General features: G+C 65.0%; 11 protein-coding genes. 8 read left to right on the top strand and 3 right to left on the bottom strand.

Annotated features, from left to right (window positions below; genetic code table 11):
* Nucleotides 1-2: 2 nt before the first annotated feature.
* On the bottom strand, nucleotides 3-479 hold the full coding sequence (locus RI444_RS17545) for a hypothetical protein (protein ID WP_062099328.1): 477 nt from the start codon (nucleotides 477-479) through the stop codon (nucleotides 3-5).
* A 157-nt stretch (nucleotides 480-636) separates the two neighbouring features.
* On the opposite strand from RI444_RS17545, the gene RI444_RS17540 reads away from it, so the two are divergent.
* Both RI444_RS17540 and gdhA read left to right on the top strand, forming a co-directional pair.
* Nucleotides 637-1176 carry an ArsR/SmtB family transcription factor gene (locus RI444_RS17540; RefSeq protein ID WP_062099325.1) on the top strand — a complete coding sequence of 180 codons (540 nt, stop codon included), beginning with the start codon at nucleotides 637-639 and terminating at the stop codon, nucleotides 1174-1176.
* Between the two features lie 206 nt (nucleotides 1177-1382).
* Nucleotides 1383-2720 (top strand): NADP-specific glutamate dehydrogenase, encoded by a 1338-nt coding sequence (gdhA, locus tag RI444_RS17535; RefSeq protein WP_071416110.1) that lies wholly within the window; start codon nucleotides 1383-1385, stop codon nucleotides 2718-2720.
* An 85-nt stretch (nucleotides 2721-2805) separates the two neighbouring features.
* Here the strand turns inward: gdhA and RI444_RS17530 are convergent, their stop codons facing one another.
* Nucleotides 2806-4137, bottom strand: a complete 1332-nt coding sequence (locus tag RI444_RS17530; RefSeq protein WP_062097834.1) for an alpha-hydroxy acid oxidase — start codon at nucleotides 4135-4137, stop codon at nucleotides 2806-2808.
* 78 nt (nucleotides 4138-4215) lie between these two features.
* On the opposite strand from RI444_RS17530, the gene RI444_RS17525 reads away from it, so the two are divergent.
* Complete coding sequence (locus RI444_RS17525) at nucleotides 4216-4914, top strand: FadR/GntR family transcriptional regulator (RefSeq protein WP_069695910.1); 699 nt, start codon at nucleotides 4216-4218, stop codon at nucleotides 4912-4914.
* A gap of 24 nt (nucleotides 4915-4938) precedes the next feature.
* On the opposite strand, the gene RI444_RS17520 is transcribed toward RI444_RS17525, so the two are convergent.
* Complete coding sequence (locus RI444_RS17520; RefSeq protein ID WP_062097829.1) at nucleotides 4939-5988, bottom strand: LacI family DNA-binding transcriptional regulator; 1050 nt, start codon at nucleotides 5986-5988, stop codon at nucleotides 4939-4941.
* Nucleotides 5989-6169: 181 nt separating this feature from the next.
* Between RI444_RS17520 and RI444_RS17515 the strand changes: the two genes are divergently transcribed.
* The 5 genes from RI444_RS17515 to RI444_RS17495 are packed head-to-tail and all read left to right on the top strand — an operon-like array spanning nucleotide 6170 to nucleotide 12054.
* A complete protein-coding gene (locus RI444_RS17515; protein WP_179012875.1) occupies nucleotides 6170-7579 on the top strand; it encodes a Gfo/Idh/MocA family protein in 1410 nt (469 codons plus the stop codon).
* Nucleotides 7580-7606: 27 nt separating this feature from the next.
* A complete protein-coding gene (locus RI444_RS17510) occupies nucleotides 7607-8593 on the top strand; it encodes an NAD-dependent epimerase/dehydratase family protein (protein WP_069695908.1) in 987 nt (328 codons plus the stop codon).
* Nucleotides 8590-9495: a 5-dehydro-4-deoxyglucarate dehydratase gene (locus RI444_RS17505; RefSeq protein ID WP_062097823.1), complete on the top strand. Its 906-nt coding sequence runs from the start codon at nucleotides 8590-8592 to the stop codon at nucleotides 9493-9495. Before RI444_RS17510 ends, RI444_RS17505 begins: the two co-directional genes overlap by 4 nt.
* Nucleotides 9495-10622, top strand: a complete 1128-nt coding sequence (locus RI444_RS17500; RefSeq protein WP_207605588.1) for a mandelate racemase/muconate lactonizing enzyme family protein — start codon at nucleotides 9495-9497, stop codon at nucleotides 10620-10622. Before RI444_RS17505 ends, RI444_RS17500 begins: the two co-directional genes overlap by 1 nt.
* On the top strand, nucleotides 10603-12054 hold the full coding sequence (locus RI444_RS17495; RefSeq protein ID WP_207605589.1) for an aldehyde dehydrogenase (NADP(+)): 1452 nt from the start codon (nucleotides 10603-10605) through the stop codon (nucleotides 12052-12054). The genes RI444_RS17500 and RI444_RS17495 overlap by 20 nt, the downstream gene beginning before the upstream one ends.
* Nucleotides 12055-12187: the final 133 nt, after the last annotated feature.

Here is a 12187-nt window from a genome sequence, read left to right as displayed (position 1 = left end):
GGCTAGGCGTCCGACTTTTCGGTCTGGAACACCACCCCTGCAGCCCCCACCAGCCAGCCGAGCAATGACAAGGCGAAAGCTCCGATGAGGTCCGTTGAAGCCTGGCCTTTGAAGAGCCACAGCACCAGGACCAGCATGCCCATGGTCATGTAGGTCATGATCGCGAAGATCACCCGTCCGGAGAGCCGGGTGGCCACCTGTGCAGGGTTCACCAGCGGCCCGTTCCCGTCCGCCCCGGCGTTGTCCCTTTTGACCTCCGAGATGGTGAACCCCAACGCCGAAGCGGTGAGGGAACTCAGCGACGTGGCCAGGACTCCGGCGGCCGTCACCAACGCTCCGTTGAGTTCGGGTGCCTCGGCCTGGCCGGTCGGAACCCACGTGCCCACCCGGATGAGCACCGTGGTCCACACCAGGACAAACAGCGCCAGGAACGCCGCAGCGATGATGTTGAAGATATGCCGGCGGAAGAAGTCAGCCATAGCAATGCACCCCGTGCAGTTGGCGGTCGGGGCCTGGGAGCCCGGACGGACCGTGAAAACGTTGTAGCACCGGGTCATTGCGCGGTCAACGGGGAGGGCGGTGACGCCGCAGGAAACAGGGATGCCAATTGACGTATATGTCGCTAGGGTGGGAGGCATGGTGACTGACGACGTATTTGCCGTCATAGCTGAGGCAACCAGGCGCGAGATCCTGGTTTCCCTCCGCTCTGGGGATAAGGCTGTAGGCGAACTGGTGGAAGAACTGGCTGCGAGCCAGCCCACTATCTCCAAGCACCTGAAAGTCTTGCGTGAAGCGGACCTTGTCAGCATGCGCGCGCAGGGCCAGAAGCGTTACTACACCCTGAACCCCAAGCCCCTGGCCGGCGTGGCCAGCTGGCTGGAAACGTTCGACGTCGGACCCGCGGCTCCCGTCGCCGTCGTACCTTCTGCGGGGGAGAAAGCGGCAGTGGCTGCCGAGGTGGCCGAAGCTCCCGCCGCAGCCGAACTGACAGCGGTGCCCCAAGCGTTGAGTCCGGCCGTCACGGTTCAGGCCGGCGAGGCTCCGGTCTCGGTGGAGCTTCAGACCGATGACACTGTTCCGCAGCAAATTGGCCGCACGGTGGGCCGGGCCGCCACCAAGGCAGCCGACCTGCTTGCGAACCTGCCCACCCTGCCTAAGTTCGGGCGGAAGCGCTAGCCCGCAATCTAACGTGATCCTTCTCACATTGTGAGGTTTTGTTCACCTTCTGATCCTTTACATTTCAAGGATTTTCCACGGTTGTGTTAACTCGCGTTCCTCGGTCACATCCGACCCGGGTGGAGATCCTACCTTTGATGGTGAAACCATGAGTGCGACTTACTGTCTTGCCGCCGCCCGTGGCACTGAAGGGATTGGAAGACGCAATGGATTCAAGGCTCGAAGCCGTCCGGGACACCGTACTTGCTCGCAATCCGGGTGAGAAGGAGTTCCACCAAGCCGTGACCGAGGTTTTCGAAAGCCTCGGCCCGGTCCACGACAGGCACCCCGAGTTCCTTGAGGGTGCGGTCCTGGAGCGCCTCTGCGAGCCTGAACGCCAGATCATCTTCCGCGTCCCGTGGACTGACGACTCCGGCCGTGTACACGTCAACCGTGGCTTCCGGGTGGAGTTCAACTCGGCCCTCGGCCCGTACAAGGGCGGTCTCCGTTTCCACCCGTCCGTGTACCTGGGAATCGTGAAGTTCCTGGGCTTCGAGCAGATCTTCAAGAACGCCCTGACCGGCATGCCGATCGGTGGCGGCAAGGGCGGATCCGACTTTGACCCCCGTGGCCGCAGCGATGCGGAAATCATGCGTTTCTGCCAGTCCTTCATGACCGAGCTGTACCGGCACATCGGAGAATACACTGACGTCCCCGCGGGCGACATCGGCGTGGGCGGCCGCGAAATCGGCTACCTCTTTGGCCAGTACAAGCGGATCACCAACCGGTATGAGTCCGGTGTGCTCACCGGAAAGGGCATCTCCTGGGGCGGATCGCTGGTCCGCCCGGAGGCCACCGGCTACGGCACCGTGATCTTCGCGCAGGAAATGCTGAAGACCCGCGGAACCTCCTTCGACGGCCAGCGCGTTGTGGTCTCGGGTTCGGGCAATGTTGCCATCCACGCGATCGCCAAGGCCCAGGCGCTTGGCGCAACTGTGGTGGCGTGCTCCGATTCGGCCGGCTACATCGTGGACGATTCCGGCATCGACGTCGAACTCCTGCGCCAGATCAAGGAAGTGGAGCGCGCACGCCTCACGGAGTACGCGGCCCGGCGCCCCGGCTCGAGCTACGTTGCCGGCGGTAGCGTGTGGGACGTCAACGGCACTGTTGCCCTGCCCTGCGCCACCCAGAACGAGCTGGACGGCAACGCCGCTGCAAAGCTGGTCAGCAATGGCCTGCTCGCCGTGGCCGAAGGTGCCAACATGCCTTCCACCCAGAAGGCCGTGTCCGTCTTCCAGGAGGCCGGCATCCTGTTCGGGCCGGGCAAGGCTGCCAACGCCGGCGGCGTGGCAACCTCGGCCCTGGAAATGCAGCAGAACGCCAGCCGCGATTCGTGGTCGTTCGAGCACACCGAGCAACGCCTCACCGAGATCATGGTGGGCATCCACGACCGCTGCGCCGAGACGGCCGAGGAATACGGCGCGCCCGGTAACTACGTAGTGGGCGCGAACATCGGTGGTTTCGTCAAGGTAGCCGACGCGATGCTCGCCCAGGGCCTGATCTAATTCCAACTGAGTAGCAGTAGAGCGCGTTCTGAACCCTCAGAACGCGCTCTACTGCTACTTGGATGGGTTAGCGTACCTGGACGGGTCAGCGCTGGAGCAGCCGCACGTGCTCCGGGTTCAGCTCCGAAACCTTGCTGACGCCCAGCAGGGCCATGGTGCGGGTCATGTCCTTCTCCAGGATCTGGATGGTGCGGTCCACGCCCTCGCGGCCCCCGGCCATGAGTCCGTACAGGTAGGCGCGGCCGATCAAAGCGAAGTCCGCGCCAAGGGCAAGTGCTGCCACGATGTCGGCTCCGCTCATGATGCCTGTGTCCAGGACGACCGCGGCGTCGCTGTTGTCCGCTTCCAGGGCAGAGGTCACCTCCGGCAGCAAGTGGAACGGAATCGGTGCCCGGTCCAGTTGGCGTCCGCCGTGGTTGGACAGGACGATCCCGTCTGCGCCATGGTCCACGACGCGCCGGGCGTCCTCCACTGTCTGGATGCCCTTGACCACGAGCTTGCCCTTCCACGTTTCGCGGAGCCAGTCGAGGTCCTCGTAGGTCAGTGTGGGATCGAACATCGAGTTGATCAGGTCGGCCACCGTGCCCGTGTAGCGGGACAGTGAGGCGAAGGTCAGCGGTTCGTGCGTGAGGAAGTTGAACCACCAGGCCGGCCGGTAGGACGCGTCCAGCACCGTCTTCAAGGTCAGGGCCGGCGGGATGGTCATGCCGTTGCGGACATCGCGGAGCCGGGCGCCGGCCACTGCCGTGTCCACTGTGACCATCAAGGTGTCATTGCCTGCCTTGGCAGCGCGCTCGATCAGCTCGAGCGAGCGGTCCCGGTCCGTCCACAAGTACAGCTGGAACCAGTTCCGGCCGTTCGGTGCAGCCGCTGCAACGTCTTCGATCGATGCCGTGCCCATGGTGGACAGCGTGTACGGGATCCCGGCGGCTTCAGCTGCCTGGGAGCCGGCGTACTCGCCTTCGGACTGCATCATACGGGTAAACCCGGTGGGGGCGATGCCGAACGGAAGCTTCGACTCCTGCCCAAGGATGTCTGTGCGCAGGTCGATCTTCGACACATTGCGCAGGATCCCGGGACGGAACTCGATGTCCTGGAACGCCTGGCGTGCCCTGCGAAGCGTGATTTCCTCTTCGGCCGCACCGTCCGTGTAATCGAAGGGCGCCTGGGGTGTCCGCCGCTTGGCGATGTCGCGGAGTTCCCAGATGGTGTTGGCCCGCTTGAGGCGGGCGGCCTTGCTGAATTCGGGCTTCTTGAACTGCATCAGCGGCGCGAGGTCGGCCACTTTGGGGACGCGGCGCTTCAGCGCGGGAGGCTGTACGACGGCGGGGGCCGGCTGGGGTGCGCGGCTGACGTTCTGGTCGCTGCCGGCATTGGCGGGGGCGGCCGTGAGCTTGGGATCGAGGGTGTTTGTCACTTCGGTTCTCCCTGGTGGTGGTGTGGTCTAACCACACTGTAGGCCATGTGGACAGACCACATCAACTACTATTCGACTATGCGAACGCACCAACTTGTCCTGGAATGGATCGAGAACCAACTCGCCAGCGGAGAACTGGCACTCGGCGGCCGGCTCCCCGGCGAGCGGGCCATGGCCGAGCAATTGCAGGTCTCCCGCACGTCCGTCCGTGAAGCCGTGCGGATCCTGGAAGCCATGGGGGTGGTCCGCGCCGGCGTGGGGTCCGGAAAGGACGCAGGCACCATCGTGATCGCTGAACCGGGGTCGGCGTTGGGGTCCACCCTTCGCCTGCACGTGGCCACCAGGCACCTGCCGGTCCCGGACATCGTGGAAACGAGGGTGCTCCTGGAATCCTGGGCAGCGGAGCGGGCCCGGCCGGGGGTAGCGGCACTCGACGACGCCGCGGAGCTTCTCGAGCAAATGGAGAACGCCCCGGACGTCGACACTTTCCTGGCCCTGGACTCCCGGTTCCACGTCGCCCTGGCTGAGGCGGCGGGCAACGCCGTCGTCAGTGCCATGATGGCGTCCCTGCGCGGCGCCATAGAAAACTACGCCGGCGAACTGACAGGAAACCTGCCCGATTGGAACGCCACTTCGGCGCGGCTTCGGGCGGAGCACCGCGCCATCCTTGAGGCGGTCAACGCGAACGACGGCGGCCGGGCAGCGGAGCTGGTGGCCGCGCACATCAGGGGCTTCTACGCGGAGGCAGGTGTGGGCTCGGCGCCCTCACCGAAGTGACAGTTTTACCCGGTGGGATTGCTCTTAACTGCCAACCCGCGGGGCAGGAGTAGGCGTGAGTGCAGGGGCCGCGGTGCTTTTGCGGATTTCAATCCGGGGCTCGAACTCATCCTGCGGTTGGCTGAGGGCTTCGGCCGATTGCTGGATCTGTTCGCGCATGCGCCGCCAGGCAAGGCTGCCGAGTTCGTTGATGGGCACAGCGGCCGTTGTGAGCGGGGGAGTGGTGTACTTGGCGAACGGGATGTCGTCGAAGCCGGTGACCGAGATGTCTTCCGGGACCCGGATGCCGCGTTCGTGCAGGCCGCTGAGCAAGCCCATGGCGACGAGGTCGTTGAATGCCAGAATGCCGGTAGCGCCGCTGGCGATGATGGCGTCCGTGGACTCGTGTCCGGAATCGAAGTTGGAACCGCCGTGGAGCATCTGCAGCTCGATTTCCGGGTGTTCCCTCCGGAACTTGTCCAGGCCCACCAGGCGCTGCCGGTTCGATGCGCTGTGTTCGGGACCGGAAAGGAAGGCCAGGCGCTTGTGCCCCAGTGAAACCAGGTGTTTGGCCAGCTCCTGGATGCCTTCCCCGTAGTCGACGCTCAGGCTGGGGGTATTGGTGGTGATGGTGGTCCGGTTGATGAGGACCAGGGGATGGAGCGTGGGAGCCAACTCTTCGAGTTCGGCATCCGCCATGCGTGGCGCGCAAAGAACAACTCCGTCGCAGCGCCGGCGTGCTTCTCCGGCCAGGATGGCTTCTTCGCTGGTTACTTCGGATGAATCGGCGATCAGGACCCTGTAACCGTCCTGGGCTGCTGCGATGCTGAGTCCGCGCAGGATGGCTTGGAAGGTCGGGTTGGCAAGGTCGGGCACCACGATGCCGATGGTATCGGTCTTTCCCAGTGCCAGGCTTCGGCCAACGGGGTTCGGCTGGTACTTCAATTCCGCTGCCGCAGCACGGACCCGCTCTGCGATTCCGGGGTCCACTGCTGCGTTGCCGTTCATGACGCGCGACACGGTGGCGTGGGAGACGCCTGCCTTTTCCGCGACGTCGGCAATGCCAACGCGCCTGTTGGTATTCCTGCGTGCCATGGTGCCCCTTCCGGTTGGCCGACCGCGTGCTGCTCCGTCCTTGGAGCGATGGTTGACGCGACCGCCAGTGTCTTGATACAAAGCTTATAACGCTCTGAGAAAACGCTTTCTCATGATTCTTCCCAGATCAAGCCGGGCCGTCAAGCGGTTCATTCCTGCCTTTGGAAAGGGGCATTTCCCCATGGTCAACGTCGACACCGCCGAGACCCAACCAGTCGCTGCTGCGGCATCCCCGAACACCTCCGCCCACCGGACCAGGATCGCCCTCATCGGCACCGGTGGCCGCTCCGAGATGTACATCAGGGCCATCTACGGCCAGCACTCCGACGTGGCAGAACTCGTGGCGTTGTCCGACGTCAACCCGGGCCGTGTGGACTTCTACCAGGACCTTATCCAGGAGCTCGGCGCGCCGGCTCCGGTAGCATCCTTCGAGCCCGCCCGGCTCACGGAGTTCATCCAGGCCAACGGCATCGAGCGCGTCATCGTCACCACGCCTGACTACACGCATGCGGACTACATCGTCGAAGCGCTCGAGGCCGGTGCCGACGTCGTGGTTGAAAAGCCGCTCACCATTGATGTTGAAGGCTGCCGCCGCATCACCACCGCAGTGGCCGAAACCGGCCGCAACGTGGTGGTGACGTTCAACTACCGTTACTCGCCCCGCAACTCAGCGCTCAAGGAAATCATCCAGAGCGGCGTGATCGGCAAAGTGACGTCCATCGACTTCAGCTGGGTGCTGGACACCGTGCATGGCGCCGACTACTTCCGCCGCTGGCACCGCGATAAGAAGAACTCCGGCGGCCTCCTCATCCACAAGGCCTCCCACCACTTCGACCTCGTGAACTGGTGGATCGACGATGTCCCCGAGCGCGTCTTTGCCTCCGGCGGCCTTCGCTTCTACGGGGACAAGAACGCCAGCGAGCGCGGCCTCGGTGCCCGTCCGGAGCGCGGAACCGTGGACGGCCTGGAACGCGATCCCTTCCGTTTGGACCTCCGCGACGACGAACGGCTGAAGGCGCTGTACTACGACAACGAAAAGTTCGATGGGTACCGCCGTGACCAGGACGTGTTCACCGACGGCATCACCATCGAGGACAATCTTGCGCTGGTGGTGGACTACCAGGGCGGTCCGACCCTGAGCTATTCCCTGAATGCGCACAGCCCCTGGGAGGGCTACCGGGTGAGCGTCAACGGAACCGAGGGCCGCGCCGAGCTCGAAGTGGTAGAGCGCGCCGCCGTCGAATTCAGCACCGACAAGAAGACCGTGGTGGACCCGAGCGCTACCCCGGTTGAGGAGGAAGACGCGGTCCGGCGTAACGGGGAGCGCCTGGTGGTCCAGCGCCACTGGGAGCCCGCCTATGAAGTCCCGATCATCAATGGAGAGGGCGGCCACGGCGGCGGCGACAACCTGCTCCTCTCCGACCTTTTCAACGGACCCGGCGTGGACCCTTTGGGCCGACCGTCCGGCTACATCGATGGGCTCCGCTCCGTCTCGGTTGGCATTGCCGGCAACCAGTCCCTCGAAACCGACCTTCCTGTCCGCATCAGCGAGCTTGGCCTCGGGGCCGACCTCAGCCGCGGCCAGGGCTAAAGCTTCTTTGACAACAAGGACTAACCAATGAGCAGGATTTTCGTCACCGGCGGTTCCGGCCGGCTTGGCCGCAGCGTCGTCGCCGGACTCGCGGCCGCCGGACATGAGGTGTTTTCGGTCGACCGGGACGCCATCCCCGCAGAGCAGTTGCCCGCCGGCGCAGTGCAGTACACCGCCGACCTTCTGGCGCCGGGGGAAGCCGAACGGCTGATTCGCGAGACGGCGCCGGACGCTGTCATCCACCTCGCGGCCATCGCTGTCCCCTTTAGCGCTCCTGAGGACGTCATCTTCAGCACCAACACGCGGCTCGCGTTCGCCGTCATCAGCGCAGCAACAGAAGTTGGCGTTCGCCGGATCGTCACGGCCAGCAGCCCCACCGCCTTGGGCTACGGCTGCCCGGAAGGCTGGCTGCCGCCGTCGTTCCCGCTGGACGAAAACACGCCGGCAACACCCTGGAACGCGTACGCGCTGTCCAAGCTGATCGCCGAGCAAACAATCCGGATGTTTGCCGCCGCCCAGGGGGACAAGATCCGCTACGCGGCGTTCCGCCCCTGCTACGTCATTTCGCCCGAGGAGTGGGAGGGCGCGTTGACGCAGCAAGGCCACACGGTACGCGAGCGGTTGGCGGATCCGTCGCTGTCCGCTCCCGCACTGTTCAACTACGTTGACGCGAGGGATGTTGCTGATTTCCTGGATGTGCTCCTGGCGAAGATGGATTCCATTCCGAACGGGCAGACGTTCTTCGTGGGGGCCAAGGATGCCTTGGCTGCCGCGCCACTGTCGGAGCTGCTGCCGCAGTTCCTGCCCGGCAGCGGCCCGCTCACGGAACACCTCACGGGGACCAGTCCAGCGTTCTCCATCGAGAAGGCACGCACCCTTCTGGGCTGGGAACCGAAGCGGAGCTGGCGCACCGAACTCACCCCGCCTTTTGACGGCGCAGACACAGCAGTACTCAAGGACGAGAACAACCGCGGGCTTGTGCCTGCGGGCGCAACCAGCAAGGAGACAGCATGAATTTCGACGGCGTACTTTTCTTCCCCGTCACACCCTTCGCCGAAGACGGCTCAGTTGATGTGGAGCTTTTGAAGGAACACATCGGTTCACGGCTGCCGTTCGGTCCGGGCGGTGTGTTCCCAGCATGCGGCACGGGCGAATTCCATGCCCTTTCCCTCGATGAGATCCGCACCGTGGTGACTGCCGCCGTCGAGGTCGTTGCCGGCGCGGTTCCGGTCGTCGCCGGTGCGGGAGGCCCGCTGGGCCACGCGATCGCCGCTGCGAAGGTGGCCGGGGAAGCCGGCGCCGACGCACTCCTGGTGTTGCCTCCGTACCTGGTCTCCGGGCCGACGGACGGCGTAGTGGCTTACGTTGAGGCCGTCGCCGCTGCCAGCAGCCTTCCCGTCATTGTCTACCACCGCGGCACGGCGAAGTTCACCGCGGCAGCCATGACCCGCCTGACCGCCAACCCCAAGGTTGTGGGCTTCAAGGACGGGATCGGCGACGTTGGCCTTGCCCAGGAAATTGTGTCTGCCATCAACGCCAGCGGCCGCAAGGACTTCGCATTGTTCAACGGACTCCTCACCGCGGAACTCACCCAGGGCGCTTACCGGGGACTGGGCATCCCGCTGTACTCCTCGGCTGCCTTTGCCATGGCTCCGGAGATTGCCAAGGCCTACTATGACGCCTACGTCGCCGGCGACGAAGACCGCCGCAATGCGTTGCTTGAGGGGTTCTACGCACCCCTGGTCCGGCTCCGCGACCAGACCCCAGGCTTTGGTGTCTCCCTCATCAAGGCCGGACTCCGCCTCGCCGGGCTTCCCGTTGGTTCCGTCCGCCCGCCGCTGGTTGATCCCACCGAAGAGCAGCTGCTGGAGCTCAAGGCGATCCTGGCCAAGGGTCACGAGCTGGCCGGCAGCTGATGACTGCGAGGATCACCGGACTCTCCACGCGGCTTATCACCGTTCCGCTGCTGCGCAGCTGGGGAACCGAGGCGCCGGAGAACCACGTGATTGTCACCGAACTGTCCACGGACGACGGCGGCAGGGGCCACGGTTTCTCCTGGACACCTACCATTGGTCCCCACGCTGTAAAGGCCCTGCTGGACCACGACATTGCTCCCTTTATTTCCGGTGTGGAAGCCAACCCGGAAATCGTGTGGGACCAGTTGTGGAAACGGCTCCACGAAGCCGGCGGGGGAGGGCTGACCACCATCGCGATGGCCGGCGTGGACCTCGCCCTGTGGGACCTCCTGGCACGGCAATCCGGCACCTCCATCACCGGGTTCCTTGGCCAGAGGCAGGAATCCGTAGAGGTTTACGGCTCCGGGGTGAACCTGCACTACACGCTGGAGCAGTTGGTGGAGCAGGCCCAACGGTGGGTGGCGGCCGGACACAACGCAGTCAAGATCAAGGTTGGCAAGCCCGAGCTGCGGGAGGACGCCGAACGGGTGGCTGCTGTCCGGGAAGTGATCGGCCCGGACCGCCTGCTCATGATCGACGCCAACCAACGGTGGGACCTGGCCCATACCTTCAGGGCCTTGGATGCCCTGGCCTGCTATGGCCTGGAATGGCTGGAGGAACCAATCCGTGCAGACGATCTTTGGGCCTACCGGAGGCTGCGCAAGCACTCGCCGGTGCCCATAGCCTTGGGGGAGAACGTCCACACGATCTATCGCTTCAGGGATTTCATCGAGGCAGAAGCCGTGGACATCATCCAGCCGAACATTGTCCGCGTGGGCGGCATTACCCCGTTCCGGAGGATCGTCGAACTTGCCCGGGCCAACAGCATCAGGGTTGCCCCGCACCTTCTGCCCGAGCTGTCCGGCCAACTGGCACTGACCATGGCAGAAGCGGTCAAGGTCGAAGACGTCGAGGATGCTTCGTTCGCGCAATTGGGCATCCTGGCCGGATCATCGCCCATCCATATCCGCAACAGCAGGCTCAGTTCCGGGGGGCGTCCCGGGCTCGGCTTCGATTTCGGTTCCATGACGCCCGCAAGCGAGAGCTCCGAAAACAAAGGAATGCACATTGAGTACAGCAACTCTTGACCTGACGGCGGTCACGCAAGCAGCGGCAGCCGCCTTCAAAGTGACCGCAGCAGCTTCCGACGCCGAACGCGCCACGTGGTTGACCGCCGTCGCCGACGCGCTGGACGCGAACGTGAACGAACTCGTGGCCATTGCCGATTCCGAAACCAGCCTCGGCACAGTCCGCCTGGCGGGGGAAGTGGCGCGGACCAGCGGGCAGCTGCGGTTGTTCGCCAAGGTGATCACCGAGGGCTCGTACCTCGAAGCGGTCATTGACCATGCCGATCCGGGCGCCACCCCGCCCAAGCCAGACCTGCGCCGCATCCTCAGGCCGGTTGGCCCCGTAGCCGTGTTCTCGGCGTCGAACTTTCCGTTCGCGTTCTCCGTGGCAGGCGGAGACACCGCCTCAGCGCTCGCCGTCGGCTGCCCCGTGATCGTGAAGGCCCACTCCGGGCACCTTCGCCTCTCCGAGCGGACCGCGGAAATCGTCAGCGAGGCGCTCGTGGGAGCAGGCGCGCCGGAGGGTATCTTCGCGCTGGTCAGCGGACGGGAAGCCGGCACTGCCCTGGTCCAGGATCCCGCCATCAAGGCCGTCGGCTTCACGGGTTCCATTCCCGGCGGGCGCGCACTGTTCGACCTCGCTGTTTCGCGCCCGGACCCCATTCCGTTCTACGGGGAACTGGGCAGCCTGAACCCCGTGGTTATCACGGAAGCGGCAGTGGCCGAACGGGGCGAGGAACTCGCCGCGGGCCTTGGAAGTTCCTTCACCATGGGTGCCGGCCAGTTCTGCACCAAACCGGGACTCGTCTTCATCCCAGCCGGCACCGACTTCGCCGCGCACCTGGCCGAAGCCAGCAAGGACAAGCCCGCAGCAGCGATGCTGACCGAACGCATCGCGGAAGCGTTCCCGCACGGGCTGCGGGGCGTCGCCGAGTTGCCCGGCGTCACGCTGGTCAGCGGAACCGCTGAGCAGGATGCGCTTGCCGACGGCGCCGCCCCCGTGGTTTTCGCGACCACCGCGGCGAACGTGGTGGAGCGGCCGGAGGAGCTGCTGGAGGAGTGCTTCGGCCCCACCACGCTGCTCATCGAGTACGCCAACCAGGACGAGTTGTCGCAGGCCCTCGCCAAGGTACCCGGCAGCCTGACCGCCACTGTCCACTCCCAGCCGGGCGAGGACATCTCCGCTTTGGTGGAGCAACTGAGCGAACTGGCCGGGCGTGTGCTGTTCGCGGGGTGGCCTACCGGCGTCGCGGTGAACTGGGCCCAGCAGCACGGGGGCCCCTACCCGGCCACCACCTCCCTCTTCACCTCGGTGGGAGCCACGGCTGTGCGCCGGTTCCAGCGGCCTGTTGCCTACCAGGACGCTCCCGAAAGCATCCTGCACCCCGCCCTGCACGAGTCCAACCCGCTCGGCGTCCCGCGCCGGGTGGACGGCGTGCTCCAGCTTGGCTAAAGCACCCAACTGAATCGCAGTTAAGCGCGTTTTCAGCCGTCAGAACGCGCTTAACTGCTACTTACTTGGGCGGGGGAACACAAAAGGTGGCGGGTCACCTTTCCGGTGACCCGCCGCTTTTGCGTTGTCGCGT

The organism is Paenarthrobacter sp. AT5 (genome assembly GCF_032764245.1).
GTDB classification, from domain to species: Bacteria; Actinomycetota; Actinomycetes; order Actinomycetales; family Micrococcaceae; genus Arthrobacter; species Arthrobacter ureafaciens.
The sequence above is the reverse complement of the archived record's forward strand: the minus strand, read 5'-3'. Positions and strand labels throughout refer to the sequence as shown.